Source organism: Streptomyces sp. NPDC046759 (genome assembly GCF_040645475.1).
Taxonomy (GTDB): Bacteria; Actinomycetota; Actinomycetes; order Streptomycetales; family Streptomycetaceae; genus Streptomyces.
In genome coordinates this window covers 23,351-41,006 of record NZ_JBEYYJ010000011.1, presented here as the reverse complement: position 1 = coordinate 41,006, position 17,656 = coordinate 23,351, and the positions used below count along the sequence as shown (strand labels likewise).

The 17,656-nt window shown below is 70.8% G+C and carries 16 protein-coding genes; 7 read left to right on the top strand and 9 right to left on the bottom strand.

Annotation, left to right across the window (positions count from 1 at the left end; genetic code table 11):
- Positions 1-55 precede the first annotated feature (55 nt).
- The 6 genes from ABZ919_RS16945 to ABZ919_RS16920 form a co-directional block, all read right to left on the bottom strand.
- Positions 56-1,156 carry an ionic transporter y4hA gene (locus ABZ919_RS16945; RefSeq protein WP_361248104.1) on the bottom strand — a complete coding sequence of 367 codons (1,101 nt, stop codon included), beginning with the start codon at positions 1,154-1,156 and terminating at the stop codon, positions 56-58.
- Positions 1,157-1,307: 151 nt separating this feature from the next.
- The gene (locus tag ABZ919_RS16940) at positions 1,308-2,318 is read right to left on the bottom strand and encodes a TerC/Alx family metal homeostasis membrane protein (protein WP_361248102.1); all 1,011 of its coding nucleotides are present in this window, start codon (positions 2,316-2,318) and stop codon (positions 1,308-1,310) included.
- A 221-nt stretch (positions 2,319-2,539) separates the two neighbouring features.
- Positions 2,540-4,510 carry a TerD family protein gene (locus ABZ919_RS16935; protein ID WP_361248100.1) on the bottom strand — a complete coding sequence of 657 codons (1,971 nt, stop codon included), beginning with the start codon at positions 4,508-4,510 and terminating at the stop codon, positions 2,540-2,542.
- A gap of 58 nt (positions 4,511-4,568) precedes the next feature.
- A complete protein-coding gene (locus ABZ919_RS16930; RefSeq protein WP_361248098.1) occupies positions 4,569-5,147 on the bottom strand; it encodes a TerD family protein in 579 nt (192 codons plus the stop codon).
- Positions 5,148-5,303: 156 nt separating this feature from the next.
- On the bottom strand, positions 5,304-7,451 hold the full coding sequence (gene uvrB / locus ABZ919_RS16925) for an excinuclease ABC subunit UvrB (RefSeq protein WP_361248096.1): 2,148 nt from the start codon (positions 7,449-7,451) through the stop codon (positions 5,304-5,306).
- A 40-nt stretch (positions 7,452-7,491) separates the two neighbouring features.
- Complete coding sequence (locus ABZ919_RS16920; RefSeq protein ID WP_361248094.1) at positions 7,492-8,358, bottom strand: MHYT domain-containing protein; 867 nt, start codon at positions 8,356-8,358, stop codon at positions 7,492-7,494.
- Between the two features lie 280 nt (positions 8,359-8,638).
- Between ABZ919_RS16920 and ABZ919_RS16915 the strand changes: the two genes are divergently transcribed.
- Together ABZ919_RS16915 and ABZ919_RS16910 are read left to right on the top strand one after the other, a co-directional pair.
- A complete protein-coding gene (locus ABZ919_RS16915; protein WP_361248093.1) occupies positions 8,639-9,508 on the top strand; it encodes a glycerophosphodiester phosphodiesterase family protein in 870 nt (289 codons plus the stop codon).
- A 40-nt stretch (positions 9,509-9,548) separates the two neighbouring features.
- Positions 9,549-10,103: a methylated-DNA--[protein]-cysteine S-methyltransferase gene (locus ABZ919_RS16910; protein ID WP_361248091.1), complete on the top strand. Its 555-nt coding sequence runs from the start codon at positions 9,549-9,551 to the stop codon at positions 10,101-10,103.
- Between the two features lie 26 nt (positions 10,104-10,129).
- Here the strand turns inward: ABZ919_RS16910 and ABZ919_RS16905 are convergent, their stop codons facing one another.
- Positions 10,130-10,561: a VOC family protein gene (locus ABZ919_RS16905; RefSeq protein WP_361248089.1), complete on the bottom strand. Its 432-nt coding sequence runs from the start codon at positions 10,559-10,561 to the stop codon at positions 10,130-10,132.
- A gap of 100 nt (positions 10,562-10,661) precedes the next feature.
- On the opposite strand from ABZ919_RS16905, the gene ABZ919_RS16900 reads away from it, so the two are divergent.
- Positions 10,662-11,570, top strand: a complete 909-nt coding sequence (locus ABZ919_RS16900) for a pseudouridine-5'-phosphate glycosidase (RefSeq protein WP_361248397.1) — start codon at positions 10,662-10,664, stop codon at positions 11,568-11,570.
- A complete protein-coding gene (locus tag ABZ919_RS16895) occupies positions 11,555-12,490 on the top strand; it encodes a sugar kinase (RefSeq protein ID WP_361248087.1) in 936 nt (311 codons plus the stop codon). The genes ABZ919_RS16900 and ABZ919_RS16895 overlap by 16 nt, the downstream gene beginning before the upstream one ends.
- A gap of 81 nt (positions 12,491-12,571) precedes the next feature.
- On the opposite strand, the gene ABZ919_RS16890 is transcribed toward ABZ919_RS16895, so the two are convergent.
- Positions 12,572-13,384 (bottom strand): methyltransferase, encoded by an 813-nt coding sequence (locus ABZ919_RS16890; RefSeq protein ID WP_361248085.1) that lies wholly within the window; start codon positions 13,382-13,384, stop codon positions 12,572-12,574.
- Positions 13,385-13,693: 309 nt separating this feature from the next.
- Between ABZ919_RS16890 and corA the strand changes: the two genes are divergently transcribed.
- Complete coding sequence (corA, locus tag ABZ919_RS16885; protein WP_361248083.1) at positions 13,694-14,821, top strand: magnesium/cobalt transporter CorA; 1,128 nt, start codon at positions 13,694-13,696, stop codon at positions 14,819-14,821.
- A gap of 36 nt (positions 14,822-14,857) precedes the next feature.
- Here corA and ABZ919_RS16880 read toward each other — a convergent pair whose 3' ends face one another.
- Complete coding sequence (locus tag ABZ919_RS16880; RefSeq protein ID WP_361248081.1) at positions 14,858-15,490, bottom strand: uridine kinase; 633 nt, start codon at positions 15,488-15,490, stop codon at positions 14,858-14,860.
- A 502-nt stretch (positions 15,491-15,992) separates the two neighbouring features.
- Here ABZ919_RS16880 and ABZ919_RS16875 point away from each other — a divergent pair.
- Both ABZ919_RS16875 and ABZ919_RS16870 read left to right on the top strand, forming a co-directional pair.
- Positions 15,993-16,688, top strand: a complete 696-nt coding sequence (locus ABZ919_RS16875; protein WP_361248079.1) for a DUF2293 domain-containing protein — start codon at positions 15,993-15,995, stop codon at positions 16,686-16,688.
- Positions 16,689-16,896: 208 nt separating this feature from the next.
- Positions 16,897-17,367 carry an anthrone oxygenase family protein gene (locus ABZ919_RS16870; protein ID WP_361248077.1) on the top strand — a complete coding sequence of 157 codons (471 nt, stop codon included), beginning with the start codon at positions 16,897-16,899 and terminating at the stop codon, positions 17,365-17,367.
- The last annotated feature ends 289 nt before the right edge of the window (positions 17,368-17,656 follow it).

The following is a 17,656-nucleotide window of genomic DNA, read 5'->3' as shown; positions in this document are numbered from 1 at the left end:
ACACCCTGGAGACGCCCCGGAGGAGCCGATGCCGGGGCCGGACCGGATGGCCGGGCTACGGGTTGACCGCCAGTTCCAGGTAGGCCGCGAAGATCACCAGGTGGACGCCGCCCTGCAAGGGTGTGGCACGGCCCGGCACCACCGTCAGAGAGCTGACCACCACGGTCAGCGCCAGCAGCAGCATGTGCGTCGAGCTGAGTCCCAGCACGAGCGGACCGGACAGCCAGACGGAGGCGAGGGCGACGGCCGGGATGGTCAGGCCGATGCTGGCCATGGCGGAGCCGAGGGCGAGGTTGAGGCTGGTCTGCACCCGGTCGCGGCGTGCGGAGCGCAGCGCGGCGATCGTCTCCGGCAACAGGACGAGCAGGGCGATGACCACACCCACGACGGCTTGGTGCAGGCCGGCCGCCGCCACCCCGTTCTCGATGGTGGGCGACACGCTCTTGGCCAGGCCGACCACACCGATCAAGGCAAGGCCGAGCAGGCCGAGGCCGAGCCAGGCGGCGCGTGCGGACGGGGGTGCGGCGTGGTCGTCGGCGGTGATGACCCCGCCCTGCCGGGTGATCGGCAGGAAGTAGTCGCGGTGGCGCACGGTCTGCGTGGCGACGAACAGCCCGTACAGGATGAGTGAGGACAGCGCGGCGAAGGTCAGTTGCAGCGAGGAGAACTCGGGCCCTGGTTTGCTGGTGGTGAAGGTCGGCAGCACCAGGCTGAGCGTGGCGAGGGTCGCCACGGTCGCCAGGGCGGCGCCGGTGCCCTCCGGGTTGAAGACGGCGGTCCCGTGCCGCAGGGAGGCCGCGAGGAGACAGAGCCCCACGATGCCGTTGCAGGCGATCATCACGGCGGCGAACACGGTGTCCCTGGCCAGGGTGGAACTCTTGGCGCCGCCGTCGGCCATGAGGGTGACGATGAGGGCGACCTCGATGATCGTGACGGCGATGGCGAGCACCAGGGAGCCGAAGGGCTCGCCGACGCGGTGGGCGACGACCTCGGCGTGGTGGACCGCCGCCAGGACGGAGCCGGCCAGCACCAGCGTCACCAGGGCGACGACCGCGCCCGGCAGGTCACGGCCCCAGGTGAAGACCAGGAGGACGACCGCGAGGACGGGCACGAGGATCGTCCATTGCCGGCTGAGCGACCGAAGCCGAGTGATCATGCGGCGATGGTTGCAGAGACGTACAGGATTCGCATTCCACTCTTTTCAGATACTTTTCATCCCTCCACCGCGGGGCTTGGAACCGGCGCGGGAGCGGGTGTCTGCTCGTCAGAGTCCCGCTCCCGCCGTGGCCTGCCCGGGGCAGGCTCGCTCAGGCGTCGACGCTGTCCTTCGGCGAGGCTTCGCCTGTGCTGTGGGCCGCTTCGTCAGCCGCCTGCCTCCTGGTGGCCGTCAGACTGGTGACGGTCGTGACGGCCAGGACCACGCAGATCACGCCGAGCGAGACCGGGATGCTGATCTCGGGGACCTGGACTCCGGACTCGTGCAGGGCGTGCAGCACCAGCTTGACGCCGATGAAGCCAAGGATGATCGACAGACCGTACGAGAGGTGGACCAGCTTCTTCAGCAGGCCGCCGATGAGGAAGTACAGCTGCCGCAGACCCATGAGAGCGAAGGCGTTGGCGGTGAAGACGATGTACGGGTCCTGGGTCAGGCCGAAGATCGCGGGGATGGAGTCCAGGGCGAACAGGACGTCCGTGGTGCCGATCGCGAGCATGACGACCAGCATCGGGGTCATGATCCGCCTGCCGTTCTGCCGGATCCACAGCTTGGTGCCGTGGTACCGGTCGGCCACACCGAACTTGCGCTCCGCGGCCTTCAGCAGCTTGTTCTCCTCGTACCCCCCGTCCTCCTCGTCCTCCTCGTCCGCGCGGGCCTCCTGGACGAGCTTCCAGGCGGTCCAGATCAGGAAGGCGCCGAAGAGGTAGAAGACCCAGGCGAAGCCGGCGATGATCGCGGCTCCCGCTGCGATGAACACGGCTCGCAGGAGCAGGGCTATGAGCACGCCGACGAGCAGGACGCGCTGCTGGTACGGGGCGGGCACCGCGAACTTCGCCATGATCAGGACGAAGACGAAGAGGTTGTCGACGCTCAGCGACTTCTCGGTGATGAATCCGGCGAAGAACTCGCCGGCCGGCTGTCCGCCGCCGAAGACGAGGAGACCGAGGCCGAACAGCCCGGCCAGGACGATCCAGACGACGGTCCAGACACCGGCTTCCCTGATCGACACCTCATGGGGCTTGCGCCCGATGAGGAAGTCGACCGCGATCAGGGTCGCGAGACCCACGATGGTCAGGACCCACAGGGTCACGGAGACTTCCACGGCACCTCCGGCATCACGTAACGGCAAACACATCAGCGTCGTCGCTGCCGGAGGTCTCTTCCGCCCGCGATGGGCCGGCGCCCCGGGACCGGAACCGGTCCGTACTGACGGGTGCGCCGCAGTCAGGGAGTACTCCCCTCCGCACGGAAGACAGTACCCAATCACCAAGGAAAGGTAAAGGGATCAGCAAAAGAAAGACCAAATACCCTGTTCAATGGCCTTTACCTGCGCTTGGCCAAGGCTTTCGCCACCTCGGCCAGTACCTGGGGCACGATCCGGCTGCCGGCCGGGACCAGCGAGGGTTCGTAGGTCCAGGCGTGCCCCACCCAAGGGTCGGCGAAGTGGTCGTCGGGCAGGGGGGTGAGTCGCGTCAGCGAACGCCACAGCGGATCGAGCAGGGGGCCGTAGGCGGCGTCCTCACGGTCCGCGACCAGCAGGAGGTGCACACCGACGTCGGGCCCTTCGTCGGCGAGATAGCGCAGCCGGGTCACCGCCCGGTCGTCGAAACCGTGCGGGAAGTCATGGACGATCAGCAGCTGACGCGCGGTGTCGACATCGGCCGGGAGTGATTCGGGCGCGCCGCCGCGCAGTGCCATCTGCACGAGGTCGACTCGCCGGGTGAGCCGCTCCAGTGTCTGCGTCACCCCGGCCGCGCCGGCCGCGGGAGGCGCTGCGAGTACGCCGCTGCGGGTGAGCGGGCCGAACGCCGCGGCCGCCGTGCCGGCCGCGTCGATGATCTGCACGGCGAAGTCCCCCGCCGGATGCACGGCGAGCAACCGGGCCGCGAGCGCCACTGCCGCCTCCACGGCCAGGTCCCGCAGTTCCGCGGAGTCCTGGAAGCCGTCGGGTGCCGCCGGACCGCTGTCCAGCCACAGCCCGCGTTCCAGTGGCAGCCTGACCAACAGCGGGATGCGCAGCGGCACGCTCTCGGGCAGGTGGAGGTCGCCGAGGCGCACGGCCATCGGCGGCTCGGTGGGCACGTCGTAGCCATGCCAGACGGGGTTGTCCCAACGGGCGTAGGCGGGCGGAAGCGCGGGCTCGACCACCTCGGACTCGGCGGTGAGCTGGGCGAGGTCCCGGTCGAGGACCGCGCGCGCCTGGTCCACCAGCTGCGTCCGGCGGGCGTGGGCCGCCTCGCGCGCGGCGTCGCCCGCGGTGCCGAGCCGGCCCCGAGGGTCCGTGAGGGCCTCGTCGAGTTCCCTGTCCAGGCGGGAGTCGGCGAACTCGACGGCACTGCGGTACGCGGCGGTCGAACGGGCCAGGTCCTCGAACATGCCCCAGACCTGGTTGTACAGCCGCTCCTCCATCGACCAGCCCACGGCGTCACCCGCGACGGGCTGCGCGGGCCGGTCGTCGGCGGCCGCGGACGCCGGCGGCCGTGTGCCGTGCGGGCGGCGGGCGGGATGCGTGTAATCGACCCGGGAGCCCGGTTCCCGCGGTCCGGCGCCCGGTGCCTGGGCGTCGTACGGATTCCGCGTGTCGAACGAGGGTGCCGGCCCCGCCGTCTCGGAGACGGCCGGAGTGCCGTCCTGCCCGGATGTGCAGGTGTCGTACGGCGCGGCCGCGTAGGGGTCGGACGGCCCTGGAGCCGACATTTGGTGAGGTGCCGGCATGGAAGACGGTGCCGGCAGCACCCGGGACGGGCCGTGGGCCGCCGCCTCATGGACGACGGCCGCGAGGTCGGCGGCCTCACGCAGCCCTTGGTCCGCCAGGAGCGCGGCGAGCCCGGCCGCGTAGCCCTGGCCCACCGCGCGCACCTTCCAGGCAGCCTCTTTGCGATACAGCTCCAGGGCGACCACGGCCGTCTCGGCGTCCAGGCCGGTCAGGGTGTAGGAGGCGAGTTCGGTGCCGCCTGCACCCTCGACCGCGGTGTGCGGGGCGGCGACGGCACCGAACCTCAGTGCCACCGCGGGCCCGGTGGGCAGAGCGAGGAAGACGTCGACGCGGTCCACGCCCTCCGGGAGAGCGTGCAGGTCGACCGCCAGCCGGTGTTCGGTGGAGGCCTGCCGGCTCACCTCGACTCCGGGCAGGGCGGGGGCGCCGGGATGGGCCACCCACTGGGGGCCGTGCACCTTGCCGCCCTGGTCGCCGAGCGTGGCTCCGGTCAGGACCGGTACCCCGGCCGAGATCCGGATCACCAGCCGGACCTCGGTCAGCGTGTGGTTCTGCCCCCGCACCAGCTCGGCCGTCATTCCGTCGCTCCCCCCTGCGTCCTACGTCGTGCGCGCCCCGCCGGTGGGGCGGGCCGTCCTACAGGTGCTGCTGGATCGTCGGCATCAGGTCCTGGAACGTACGGCCGTTGGCCGCCGCACCCAGGGCGGTCATCGTCCAGCCCGAGACCGAGCGGTGGACCTTCGCCATGATCTGGGCGGTGTAGTCGCCGCCGCCGTCCAGCGTGTAGCGGGCGAGTTCCTGGCCGTTGGTCTCGTCCACGAGGCGGCAGAAGGCGTTCTGCACCTCCTGGAAGGTCTGGCCCGTGAAGGAGTTCACGGTGAAGACGATCTGGTCGATGTGGACCGGGACGCGCTGCAGGTCCACCAGGATCGCCTCGTCGTCACCGCCCTGACCGGCGCCGCCCACGAGATTGTCGCCGGTGTGGCGGACGGAGCCGTCGTCGCTCACGAGGTGGCGGAAGAAGACGACGTCGACCGGCTGCTTCTCGGCGAAGAGGACGGCGGAGGCGTCCAGGTCGATCTCGCGCGTGCGGGAACCGAACAGGCCGCGCCGCTTCGCCGCCTGCCAGCCGAGGCCCATACGGACCGCGGTCAGGGTGGCCCCGTCCTTCTTCTCCAGGCTGATGGCCTGACCCTTGCTCAAGTTGACGGACACCGCTGAATCCCCTCTCGATGATCCCCTGTTGCCGCGCATCGCGCGGTTGCCGAGAACCCTACGCAGGGGCACCGACAGTGCCGAACCCCGGCCCGCCCTTTGTGTCGGTGTTGCAACACTTGGCGCATAAGCCGAGGTCCGGCAGGGTGACGCGGCCTAGGCGAGGCCGGCCTCCCGCATCTGACGCAGTTCCTTCTTCATCTCCGAAACCTCGTCGCGCAGCCGGGCGGCGATCTCGAACTGCAGCTCCGCGGCGGCAGCGCGCATGCGTTCGGTCATCTCCTCGATCTGCTCGGCGAGTTCGGCCGCCGGACGGTCCGTGGGAACCGTCGCCGCGGCCTTGCCCTTGGCGGCCTTGCCTGCCTTCGCGCCCCGGGCCGTCTTGTCGCCCAGAGCCGGTACGGGTGCCTTGGCGCCCTTGCCGTCCTTGGACTTGCGGTAGCCGGAACCGAGGAGCTGCTCGGTGTCGACCTCCTCGCGGGCGATCTGCGCGACGATGTCGTTGATCTTCTTGCGCAGCGGCTGCGGGTCGATGCCGTTGGCCTTGTTGTATTCGATCTGCTTCTCCCGGCGGCGGTTGGTCTCCTCGATGGCCTTCTCCATCGCCGGGGTGATCTTGTCGGCGTACATGTGGACCTGGCCGGAGACATTGCGCGCCGCGCGGCCGATGGTCTGGATCAGCGAGGTGCCGGAGCGCAGGAAGCCTTCCTTGTCGGCGTCCAGGATCGCCACCAGGGACACCTCGGGCAGGTCGAGACCCTCACGGAGCAGGTTGATGCCGACCAGGACGTCGAACTCGCCGGAGCGCAGCTCGCGCAGCAGCTCGACACGGCGCAGCGTGTCGACGTCGCTGTGGAGGTAGCGCACCTGGATGCCGAGCTCCAGGAAGTAGTCGGTCAGGTCCTCGGCCATCTTCTTGGTGAGCGTGGTGACGAGGACGCGCTCGTCCTTCTCCGTGCGCTTGCGGATCTCGTGCACCAGGTCGTCGATCTGGCCCTCGGTGGGCTTGACCACGACCTCAGGGTCGACCAGACCGGTCGGACGGATGATCTGCTCGACGACACCGTCGGAGCGGGAGAGCTCATAGGTGCCCGGGGTGGCCGACAGGTAGACGGTCTGGCCGATGCGCTCCTGGAACTCCTCCCACTTCAGGGGGCGGTTGTCCAGCGCGGAGGGGAGGCGGAAGCCGTGGTCGACGAGGGTGCGCTTGCGGGAGGCGTCGCCCTCGTACATGGCGCCGATCTGCGGGACGGTGACGTGCGACTCGTCGATGACGAGCATGAAGTCGTCCGGGAAGTAGTCCAGCAGGGTGTTCGGCGGGGAGCCGGGCAAGCGGCCGTCGAAGTGCATCGAGTAGTTCTCCACGCCGGAGCAGGTGCCGATCTGGCGGAGCATCTCGATGTCGTAGGTGGTGCGCATCCGCAGGCGCTGGGCCTCCAGGAGCTTGCCCTGCTTCTCCAGCTCGGCGAGGCGCTCCCCCAGCTCCTTCTCGATGTCGTTGACGGCCCGCTCCATGCGTTCGGGGCCGGCGACGTAGTGGGAAGCGGGGAAGACGTACAGCTGCTGGTCGTCGCTGATGATCTCGCCGGTGAGGGGATGCAGCGTGGAGAGGGCCTCGATCTCGTCGCCGAACATCTCGATGCGGACGGCCAGCTCCTCGTAGACCGGGAAGATCTCGATCGTGTCGCCGCGGACGCGGAAGGTGCCACGGGTGAAGGCCATGTCGTTGCGGGTGTACTGGATGTCGACGAAGCGGCGCAGCAGCTCGTCCCGGTCGATCTCGTCACCGACCCTGAGGGGGACCATCCGGTCCACGTACTCCTGCGGAGTACCCAGGCCGTAGATGCAGGACACCGAGGCGACCACGATGACGTCACGGCGGGTGAGCAGCGAGTTCGTCGCCGAGTGGCGCAGCCGCTCGACCTCCTCGTTGATCGAGGAGTCCTTCTCGATGTAGGTGTCCGACTGCGGGACGTAGGCCTCTGGCTGGTAGTAGTCGTAGTACGAGACGAAGTACTCGACGGCGTTGTTCGGCAGGAGCTCGCGGAACTCGTTGGCCAGCTGGGCGGCCAGCGTCTTGTTCGGCGCCATCACGAGCGTGGGCCGCTGGAGCTTCTCGATCATCCACGCCGTGGTGGCGGACTTGCCGGTGCCGGTCGCGCCCAGCAGGACGACGTCCTTCTCACCGGCCTCGATGCGCTTGGCCAGCTCGGCGATGGCCGCCGGCTGGTCGCCGCTGGGCTGGTAGGGGCTGACGACCTCGAAGGGCGCCACCGTGCGTTCGATGTGGGAAACGGGCCGCATGCCATCAACCGTACGACCCCCCACTGACAACGGGTCCCGATCAGCGGTTCTGCGGCGCCCCGGAGGCGTGCTGCTCGGCCCGGGGCCCCTGCCGGTCGGCGGGACCGCGCTGCTGGTGGGGAGCGACGGCGCCGGCCGGAACGCCCGGCTTGTCCTCGACGGGCCGGGGGACGGGCCGCCCCATGACCAGCAGCGGGTCGAAGACCACCACGATGCCGGCCAGGAGGAGGAAGGCGAGCGGGCCGATCAGCATCGGCGCGAGGACGGACGGCTCCGGCACGTCTCCGGGGGCGTGGGACGCGCCGTCGAGGTGGACGCCGAGGGCGGCCATGCCCGTGTAGTGCATGCCACTGACCGCGAGCCCCATGACGAGGCTCGCCCCGACGCTCCACAGGAAGCCCCGCACGCGCCCGGCGGCCCACAGAGCGGCGGTGGCGGCCACCACCGCTATGACGACGGAGGCGGCGACGGTGAGCGTGTTGTAGGTGAACCGTCCGTGGAAGCGGACGCCGGCCATGCCGAGGTAGTGCATCGAGGCGACGCCCAGACCGGTGATCGTGCCTCCGGTGAACAGCGCGGTGCCGGTGGCGCCCCGATAGCCGACGATGAAGATCCCGATGCCGACCATGACGACGGCGAGGGCGAGGCTCGCGTAGGTGATCGGCTCGTCGTAGTGGATCGGGGACTCCTTGATGGCGAAGCCCATCATGGCGACGAAGTGCATGGTCCAGATACCGGAGCCGATCGCGGCCGAGCCCAGGGCCAGCCATGCGGGCCGCCAGGAGTGCGTGACCAGCAGGGACCGGGTGGTGCAGCGCAGGCCCAGGGCGCCGCCGAGGCAGGCCATCAGATAGGCCACCACCGGAGTGACGGCCCCGTAGCTGAATCCGTCGACCGTGCCTTGCATGCGCGGCTGCCCTTCCGCCTTCTTGCGTCCCGGAATCCTTGAAATGTTCCCCCCGGCCCAGGACCGCCCGGCGGTCAGGGTTTTCGCAGAGAGTATGACCCCCACCGGAACGGTCGAACGATTTTCCGGCAAAGAAACACGGCCTTGCCGCACTTGTGCGGCACCGGTGAGCGGGCTGGGACGTCTCCCTTCGGTCTGTGGCCGTCGTGCGCCCGGGTACCGTTGACCGTCTGCTGTCAGTCTGGTTGCTGTCGGTATTCGCTCGACGCGAGGAGTCTGCATGCACGCACGCATAGTCGCCGCCGCGGCTGTCGCGATCGTGGGGACGGCGGTGCTGCTGAGTCCCACGTCCGACGCCCGGGCCGGGGACGTCGGCAAGCCCACGGTCGTGGCCCACCGGGGTGCCTCCGCCTACGCACCGGAGAACACGCTGGCCTCGATCGACAAGGCCGCGAAGCTGGGCTTCTCCTGGGTCGAGAACGACGTCCAGCGCACCAAGGACGGCGAACTGGTCGTCATCCACGACGACAGCCTGCAGCGCACCACGAACGTCGAACAGGTCTTCCCGGGCCGGGCGCCGTGGAAGGTGAAGGACTTCACCGCTGCCGAGATCGCCCGGCTGGACGCGGGCAGCTGGTACTCCCCCGCCTACGCGGGCACGCGCGTGCCGACGCTCAAGGAGTACATGTGCCGCATCGAGCACAACCACGAGAAGCTACTCCTGGAGATCAAGAACCCCGAGCTGTATCCGGGCATCGAACAGCAGACCCTCAAGCTCCTCGGCAACGAGGGCTGGCTGGACCACAAGCATCTGGGGCGTCTGATCGTGCAGAGCTTCAGCGCCGACAGCATCCGGACCGTGCACGAGCTGAAACCGGCGATCACCACCGCCTACCTCGGGGCACCCACCGTGGCGCAACTGCCCCGGTACGCCCGTTTCGCGGATCTCGTCAACCCGTCGTACGGGACGCTCTCCAAGGGATACGTCTCGGCCGTGCACACCTTCGACGGGCCGCACGGCAAGCCGCTGCGAGTGTTCGCCTGGACCGTGAACGACGCGGCCGCCGCGCGCCGGGTCGCGGGCTACGGCGTCGACGGGATCATCACCAACAAGCCCGACGTGGTGCGGGCGGCACTCGGCTCGGACTGACCCGGGCGGCGTTGTCAGTGGCGGGTCGTACCGTGGGCGCATGGACAGCCATGGGCAGGATGAGCAGCGGGTCGTGTGGGCCGTGGTGGGCACGGACATCGGGCCCCTGATGCTGGCGGCGACCCCGGAGGGACTGGTCAACGTCGTCTTCCACGCCACGGACGCGGTGCGCGACCGCGCCGTGGAACGGCTGGCGGCCCGGCTGGGCACCGCTCCCGTGGAGGATCCCGAGGCGCCGGTGCTGGCGGAGGCGATACGCCAGCTGCGGGCCTACTTCGCGGGTCGGCGGCACGACTTCGACCTGCCGCTGGACTGGTCACTGATCTCCGGCTTCAACCGTCAGGTTCTGCGCGAGCTGGCGGCGGGTGTGCCCTACGGCTCCGTGGTGGGGTACGGCGACCTCGCCGGACGGGTCGGGCAGCCCGGCGGGGCGCAGGCGGTCGGCGCGGCGATGGGTGCCAACCCCCTGCCGGTGGTCGTGCCGTGTCACCGGGTGGTGGAGAGCGACGGCGGCATCGGCGGCTTCGGGGGCGGGCTGGAGACCAAGCGCAAGCTGCTCGCCCTGGAGGGTGTGCTGCCCGAGCCGTTGTTCTGACCGGGCCCGGCCAGTCGTCGGCCCGGCTAGTCGTCGTAGTGGCGGACCTCGACGACGTTGCCGTCGGGGTCGCGGAAGTAGAAGCTGCGCGTGGCGTTGCCCCGGGCGCCGGACAGGCCGTGATCGATGCCGGACATGGCGACACCGTGTTCCTCCAGGCGGGCGCGGAGCGCGTCGAAGGCGTCGGCGGGCAGGGACAGGCAGATGTGGTTGACGGGGTGGCCTGCGCTTTCGGCCGCTCCGGGCAGCATCTCCATGCGTGCGGCGAGGGTGCGCGGGGCCAGGTCGAGGATCGTCTCCTCGTTGACGCGTACGGAGGGGAAGGCCACGTCGCCCCGGGCGAACGCGCCGACCCCGATCGGTGCCAGGCCGACGGCCGTCTCATAGAAGCCGGCCGCGGCGACCGGGTCGGCCACCCACAGGACGACGTGGTCGAGGCGCGTGCTGTTCTTCGTCATGCGGCCCAGGCTGGTGGCGTGCCCCACAGCCCGCAAGCGTTTAGCGGTGGCCGGTGCTCGCCAGAGATCAGGAAAGGCCGACGGACAGGAGGCGGTGCGCGTGGTGCTGGTGGTGTCGGAAGAGGTCCGGGAAGCGATCGACGCACGGCGGCCGGTGGTGGCTCTGGAGTCCACGATCATCGCGCACGGTCTGCCCCGCCCACGCAACCTGCAGGTGGCGCTGGAGCTCGAGGACGTGGTGCGGCGTGAGGGCGCCGTACCGGCGACCGTGGCCGTGCTCGACGGCCACCCCCGGGTGGGCCTGGACAAGGAACAGCTGGAGCGGGTCGCCAACGAGGACGGCATCCGCAAGCTGGGCCACCGCGATCTGCCGCTCGCCGTGGCGGCGGGGGTGAGCGGCGCGACCACGGTGTCGGCGACGGCACAGATGGCCGCGCTCGCGGGCATCCGGGTGTTCGCCACCGGCGGGCTGGGCGGTGTGCACCGGGAGTGGACCGTGACCCAGGACGAGTCGGCCGACCTGGGGCTGTTGGCCTGCACCCGGATCACCGTGGTCTGCGCGGGCGTGAAGTCGATCTTGGACGTGCCGGCGACTCTGCAGCGGCTGGAGACGCTGGGGGTGGCGGTCGCCGGGTACGGCACGGACCGCTTCCCCGGCTTCTATCTGTCCGACTCGGGGCATCCGGTCGACTGGACGCTGGACACCCCGGAGCAGGTAGCGGACGTCATGCGGGCCCAGGACGCGCTGGACGCGCCGCATTCGGCGCTGATCGTCGCCCAGCCCGTTCCCGAGGCGGAGCAGCTCGATCCCGACGTGCACGCACGCGTGCTGGCCGACTCGCTGAGCGCGTGCGCGGAGCAAGGCGTCACCGGACAGGCCGTGACCCCGTTCCTGCTCGACTACCTGGTCCGGCACACCGGCGGCGCCTCTCTGAGCGCCAATCTGGCGGCCGTGCGCGGCAACGTACGGCTGGCCGCGCGGATCGCCACCGCGTGGACCAGGAGGTGACCGCGGGCCGGGACGGGGCCCTGCTGGTCATCGGCGACGTGGTGACGGATGTCGTCGCCCGGCACCGGGGTCCGCTCGCGGCCGGCACCGACACCGCCGCCGCGATCCGGACGCTGCCCGGCGGCGCGGGAGCGAACGTGGCGTGCTGGGCGGCGTACACGGGCTGCGCGGACGTACGGCTGCTCGGGCGGGTGGGCGCGGACGCGGCCGCGTGGCACGAGCGTGAGCTGGTCGCGGCAGGGGTGCGGCCCCAGCTGGTGATCGATGCGTCGGCGGCCACCGGGACGGTGATCTGCCTGGTCGACACGGGTGCGGCGGCGGAGCGCACGTTCCTCACCGACAGCGGGGCGGCGCTGCGGCTCGAACCCGGTGACTGGTCGGACGCGTTGCTCGACGGAGTCGCCCGGCTGCACCTGTCGGGCTATCTGCTGTTCACGGAGCCGAGCCGGGAGCTGGCCGTGACGGCGCTCGCGGCGGCACGCGCGCGTGGCGTGCCGGTCAGTCTGGACCCGGCGTCGGCGGGCTTCCTGGCGCGGCTGGGCGTGGACCGCTTCCTGGCCTTCGTGGAGGGGCTGGACGTGTTGCTGCCCAGCCGGGACGAGGCGTGTCTGCTGACGGGGCTGCCGGATCCGGCGGACGCGGCGGCCAAGTTGAGTCGTCTCGTCCCTCTGGTGGTGGCCAAGGCGGGCGCGGACGGTGCGCTGGTGGCCCGTGCGGGCAGCGCGCCGGTACGGATCCCGGCCAGGCCCGCGGTTGCCCGGGACACCACGGGCGCCGGCGACGCCTTCACCGGTGCCTTCCTCTCCGCCCTGCTCGCGGGCGCGGACCCCGAGGAGGCGGCGGCACACGGCTGCCGGGCGGGCGCCGATGCGGTGGGACGGGTGGGAGGCAGACCGCCGCATCCGCGGGGCGGCAGCTAGCCGCACCACGGTGCCCCGAAGACACCGGCAGCGGCGGCTCGACAGCCGTGAGCCGCATCGCGGACGCCTGATCACCGTGCGTCACAAAGACGCCGGTGTCCCGTCCTTCCTCCCCCACGCCGAGATCATCGGTGCGGTGGCCAGGTCCATGTCACCGGCCTCGACGTTGGCCAGGTGCCGGTCGATCTCCTCGTCGGTGGCAAGCCCCGCGGTGACCAGTTTGCCGCGGATCTGACGGACCGTCGCGGCCTCCAGGGCGGTGCACGCGGGGGACGTGATCGGGAAGAACGCCTCGGCCCCCACCTCGCTCAGTCCGGCCTCGCGGAGTAGGCGCGGGAGTTGGCGGCCGTACGACAGGTCGGCGCCACGTTCGGCGAGCAGCCTGCGGAATCCCTGGCGCAGCCGGTTGGCCAGGCGCTGCTCGGGACCGTACTCGTCGGGGCAGGTCAACGGCTGGAGAGCGGGGTCGGCGTCCTCGACCAACAGCACTCCGCCGGGCCGCAGGGCCTGGACCATGGTTCGCAGCGCCCTTTCCCGGTCCGGCACATGAACGAGGACGAGGCGGGCGTGGACCAGGTCGAAGCCCTCGCCCGGCGGTTCCTCGGCGCCCACGTCGTGCACACGGACCTCGACCGGCGGGCGGGCCACGGCGGCGAGCCGCGAGGTGTCGATGTCGGTCGCGACGACCGTGCCGGTGGGGCCGACCTTCTCGGCTAGCCAGGACACTACGGAGGTGCCCCCTGCCCCGACTTCCCAGCACCGCCGGCCGGGCCCGATGCCGAGCGCCTCGATGTGCCGGAACGTCGTCGGATCGAAGAGTCCGGCGAAGGCGTCGAAGCGCTGCCCGGCCTCGTTCTGCCGGTTGTCCAGGAGGTATCCGTCGGATGGCGTCATGCCACGATCATCCCAGTCACCCGGCTTGTCCGGAGGCGCGGACTTCCCGGACTCGGGCCTCGACCGGGGCCGGGGCCGGGGCGACGGCCGCCGATCCGACACACGCGATCCGGCACACGCGATCCGGCACACGCGACCCGACACACGCAGGGAACGAGGCCGACCGGGACACCGATGCCGTGTCCACAGAGGGGAACCAAGCGGAACTTCCCCTTCCCACAGGCTTACCCGCGCTTTGCTCTCGGCTGGCAGACTTGCCGGGCAAGGCACGGAAGCATTGCGCGAGGAGATCCAAGCGAGGAGATCCAGATGTCCATGGCGGGGAATCTGCGGAAGGTCACGGGCCTGAGCAGGGTCGGCGGCCTGCGCAAGGTGGCGCGGCTGGCCCGGCGGAGGCCGCGTGTGGACCTCAGTCATCCCGCCAGGTCGCCGCTGGGCTCGTCGGTGGTCAACTGCGTGACGTACCAGGACGGCGTGCGCGTGCCGCACTGCGCGGACCTGGTGGATGCCGTGCGGATGGTGCGCAAGACCGGTGAGGGTTTCGTCTGGCTCGGTCTCCATGAGCCGACGGACCGTGAGTTCGCGGGTGTGGCCGAGCTGTTCGACCTGCATCCACTGGCGGTGGAGGACGCGGTCGAGGCTCATCAGCGCCCGAAGCTGGAGCACTACGGCGACACGCTCTTCGCGGTGTTGAAGACGGTCTGTTATGTGGAGCACGAGCAACTGACGGCGACCAGCGAGGTGGTCGACACCGGCGAGATCATGGTGTTCGTCGGCAAGGACTTCGTCATCACGGTACGGCACGGGCGGCACGGTTCGCTGGGTCCGCTGCGCGAGGAGCTGGAGGCGCATCCGTACCAGCTCGCCAAGGGGCCGGCGGCAGTGCTGCACGCGATCGCCGACCATGTAGTCGACGACTATCTGAATGTCACGGACGCGGTGCAGGCCGACATCGACCAGGTCGAGACGGAGGTGTTCTCGGAGAACGGCGCTCGGCTCGATCCCGGTCGCATCTACCAGATGAAGCGTGAACTGCTGGAGCTGAAGCGGGCGGTGGTGCCGCTGGGCCGCCCGATCGAGGACCTGGCAACCCGGCCGATCCGGGTCGTCGCCCCGGAGATACAGGCCTACTTCCGGGACGTGCTGGACCACCTGATACGGGCGAAGGAACAGATCGCCGCGTTCGACGAACTGCTCAACTCGATCCTGCAGGCGCACCTCGCGCAGGTGACCGTCGCGCAGAACGAGGACATGCGGAAGATCACGGCCTGGGCCGCGGTGATCGCCGTGCCGACCATGGTGTGCGGGGTGTACGGCATGAACTTCGACCACATGCCGGAGCTGCACTGGCGGTTCGGCTATCCGCTGGTCATGGCCGTCATGGCGGGGGCGTGCCTGGTGCTGTACCGGGGCTTCCGGCGCAACGGCTGGCTCTGAGCCGGCGTGCGCGGCTCGGCGGACGGGCCCTTCGGATCAGCCGCTCCAGGCGGGATGGCGCGGGTCGTCGGCGCGTACGAGGACGTCCGACGTGCCGACGGGATCGATCTCGGACTCGTAGCGCTCGAAGGCGGGCAGCGTCCAGTGGTCGGCCTCGGGAGTACGGCGGCGCAGGGCACCCGGGGAGAGGAGGAGATGCACGGTCAGGTCGAAGGGGAACCAGTGGCGTAGGAGAAGGGGGCCGTGGAGCAGCAGGATGCCGCCGGGCGGGAGTTGGACGTAGGGGCTGCGGGTGGCCCGGTCGGTGGCCGGATCCCACAGGTCGGGCAGGACGCGCCCGCTGCCGCCGGGGTCGAGCGGGCCGAAGACCTCGCGCCACAGGGCGCCCGTGTCGAACCATCCGCCGTAGTACGACTCCGCGTCCCGCCGCCCGTGTTCCAGGCGCAGCGAGGCAGGACGCAGGAAGCCCTCGGCGCCGACCACGAGTGAGGGCCAGCCTCGCACCCGCAGGGCTTCCCCGACCCGCGCGGCGAGGTCACCGGGCCGGGCAGCCGGGGCCCCGTCGAAGCCGACCCGCGGCCATGCGCCTCCGTCGGCCGGCTCCAGCGCCGCCAGCCGGTCGGCGAGCAGCTCGGCGAGCCGGTCCCAGGTGATCGCTTCGAGTCGCACAGGGCCATGATGCCGGGTGGCGCGGAACGAGGTGACGCTGCCTGCCGACGCGGACGCCCCGGGACCAGGGGTGAGAGGGCCGGCCGACGACGGAGCGGCGGAGCGGCGGAGCGGCGGCGTCAGGTGCCGTCATCGGACGACTGGTGCGCGACAGAGACCGACGCCGCACTGCCCTGCGGGGAACGCGGGCGCCCCGGGACCAGGGCGAGAGGGCCGGCCGACGACGGAGCGGCGGCGCCAGGGCCGCCCCGCGGACGCCTGGTGGGCGGCTGCCCGCGGGCGAGAGAGGGATCTTGGTCCGGGTGCGGTGGGGCGGCCGCGACGGGGGATCCATGTGCGGCCGAGCCGGTGAGGGCGTACTCGACGCGGGGCGGTCCCGTCGGAAGTGGCGCGCTGATCAGGCCGTCGTGTCGGTGTCCGGCTTTCGAAGAGGAGGGAGAAAGAGGAGGAGAAGGAGGCAAAGCGTGGGGAGCCTCGGGTGGCGGCGGGGAAAGTACCGCGTATGGCGCTTCCCTCAACTCCCCACTCGCCCGGTCGGCTTGTCGTCATCCAGGCGCAGAAGCCCAAGCGATGTGCCGCTTGCCGGCGCGGACCGCTGTCGCTGCTCGTGCTGGAGGACGGGGCACCGCGCTGCCTGGACTGCGCGGACCTCGGCCACCTGGTGTTCCTGCCGCGCGGCGACACCGCGCTGACCCGCAGATCGAGGGAGGAGAGCGGGCTGTCGGTCGTGGTGGTGCGGTTCAACCGGCGCAAGAGCCGTTACGAGCGACAGGGTGTGCTCGTGGAGGAGGCGGCGCTGGCCAGGGCCGAGGCCCGCTGTCTGGCGGACGCGGAGGCGCGCCGCAGGCGGCGGGCGCGGGACGCGGGGCGCCGGGTGGTGGAGGACGAGCGGTTCGCGGCGGCCTTCGCGGCCGAGATCCTGCGGCTGTTTCCCGGCTGCCCGGCCGACCGGGCACGGGCCATCGCTGCGCACGCGTCCCAGCGGGGCAGTGGGCGGGTCGGGCGCAGTGCGGCAGGGCGTGCGCTGTCGGAGGGGGCGGTGATCTCGGCGGTGGTGGCGGCCGTGCGGCATGTGGACACGCCGTACGACCAGCTGCTGATGAGCGGAGTGTCGCGGTACGAGGCGCGGCGCCGGATCGGCCCGGCCGTGGAGAGTGTGCTGCGGGCGTGGCAGGAGGCGGGAGCGGACGTGGGCTGAACACGCCAAGGACTCAGCACAGCAACGACGGAGCGCAGCAAGGACGGAACGCAGACGGAACGCAGCAAAGACTGAGGGAGAGGAAGACGGTCGCTTATGCCGCCGCGGTCTTCGGCCATGGCCGGGGGCCTCCCTCGGGCATTGACTGAATGTGACGGTGATGCCGGGCATGTCCCGGTTGGCAACGAGACGAGAGGGGGGCGTGGAGATGATCGACGGACCGTTCTTCGTGCTGGTCGTGGCGGGGGTTCTCGGCTCCGGGCTGATGGCGGGCGTCTTCTGGGCATTCTCGGCCTTTGTGATGCCGGGACTGGCCGCGCTGCCGTCCGCGCAGGGCGTCGCGGCGATGAACGCGATCAACGCCGCCGCGGTACGGCCCGCTTTCATGACGGTGTTCACCGGTTCCGCGGTGTTGAGCGCGATGATCGCGGTGGTGACGTTCGTGGTGTGGCCGGATGAGGGGAAAGTCGAACTGCTGCTGGGCAGCGGCGTGGGCTCGTTCGGGCTGACGGTGGCCGCGAACGTCCCGCGCAACGACAGGCTGGCCCGGCTGCCCACGGGCGCGCCGGAGGCCGCCGTGTACTGGCCGGCGTACGTGCGCGAGTGGACGTTCTGGAACCACGTCCGGGCCGGCGCCTCCGCCGCGGCCACCGTGGTCTACGTGCTGGCGCTCACGTGACGTCGGTATCGATGGTCACCTTCGACCCGGCTGTGGCCGTGCTGAGCTGAGCTGAGCCATGAGTCGCGGAGTCCCAGGAGACCCGGCAGACCCGCAAGACCCGGCAGACCCGCAAGACCCGGGAGACCCGGGAGACCGGGCAGTTCCGACAGACCTGGAAGACCCGGAAAGCCCGACAGCCACGGGCGGCCCGGAGGCCCAGAGGCCCGAAGGCCCGGAGGCCCGGAGGCCCCAGAACAGCCTCTCCAGAAAGCGCTCTCCGTCACTCTGCGCGGCGGTCGGCGCGGAC

Bases quoted from the DNA above. Each gene is read 5' to 3' on its own strand.
- ABZ919_RS16945 (WP_361248104.1), bottom strand. From the start codon at position 1,156: ATGATCACTCGGCTTCGGTCGCTCAGCCGGCAATGGACGATCCTCGTG.
- ABZ919_RS16935 (WP_361248100.1), bottom strand. From the start codon at position 4,510: ATGACGGCCGAGCTGGTGCGGGGGCAGAACCACACGCTGACCGAGGTC.
- uvrB (WP_361248096.1), bottom strand. From the start codon at position 7,451: ATGCGGCCCGTTTCCCACATCGAACGCACGGTGGCGCCCTTCGAGGTC.
- ABZ919_RS16920 (WP_361248094.1), bottom strand. From the start codon at position 8,358: ATGCAAGGCACGGTCGACGGATTCAGCTACGGGGCCGTCACTCCGGTG.
- ABZ919_RS16915 (WP_361248093.1), top strand. From the start codon at position 8,639: ATGCACGCACGCATAGTCGCCGCCGCGGCTGTCGCGATCGTGGGGACG.
- ABZ919_RS16910 (WP_361248091.1), top strand. From the start codon at position 9,549: ATGGACAGCCATGGGCAGGATGAGCAGCGGGTCGTGTGGGCCGTGGTG.
- ABZ919_RS16905 (WP_361248089.1), bottom strand. From the start codon at position 10,561: ATGACGAAGAACAGCACGCGCCTCGACCACGTCGTCCTGTGGGTGGCC.
- ABZ919_RS16890 (WP_361248085.1), bottom strand. From the start codon at position 13,384: ATGACGCCATCCGACGGATACCTCCTGGACAACCGGCAGAACGAGGCC.
- corA (WP_361248083.1), top strand. From the start codon at position 13,694: ATGTCCATGGCGGGGAATCTGCGGAAGGTCACGGGCCTGAGCAGGGTC.
- ABZ919_RS16875 (WP_361248079.1), top strand. From the start codon at position 15,993: ATGGCGCTTCCCTCAACTCCCCACTCGCCCGGTCGGCTTGTCGTCATC.
- ABZ919_RS16870 (WP_361248077.1), top strand. From the start codon at position 16,897: ATGATCGACGGACCGTTCTTCGTGCTGGTCGTGGCGGGGGTTCTCGGC.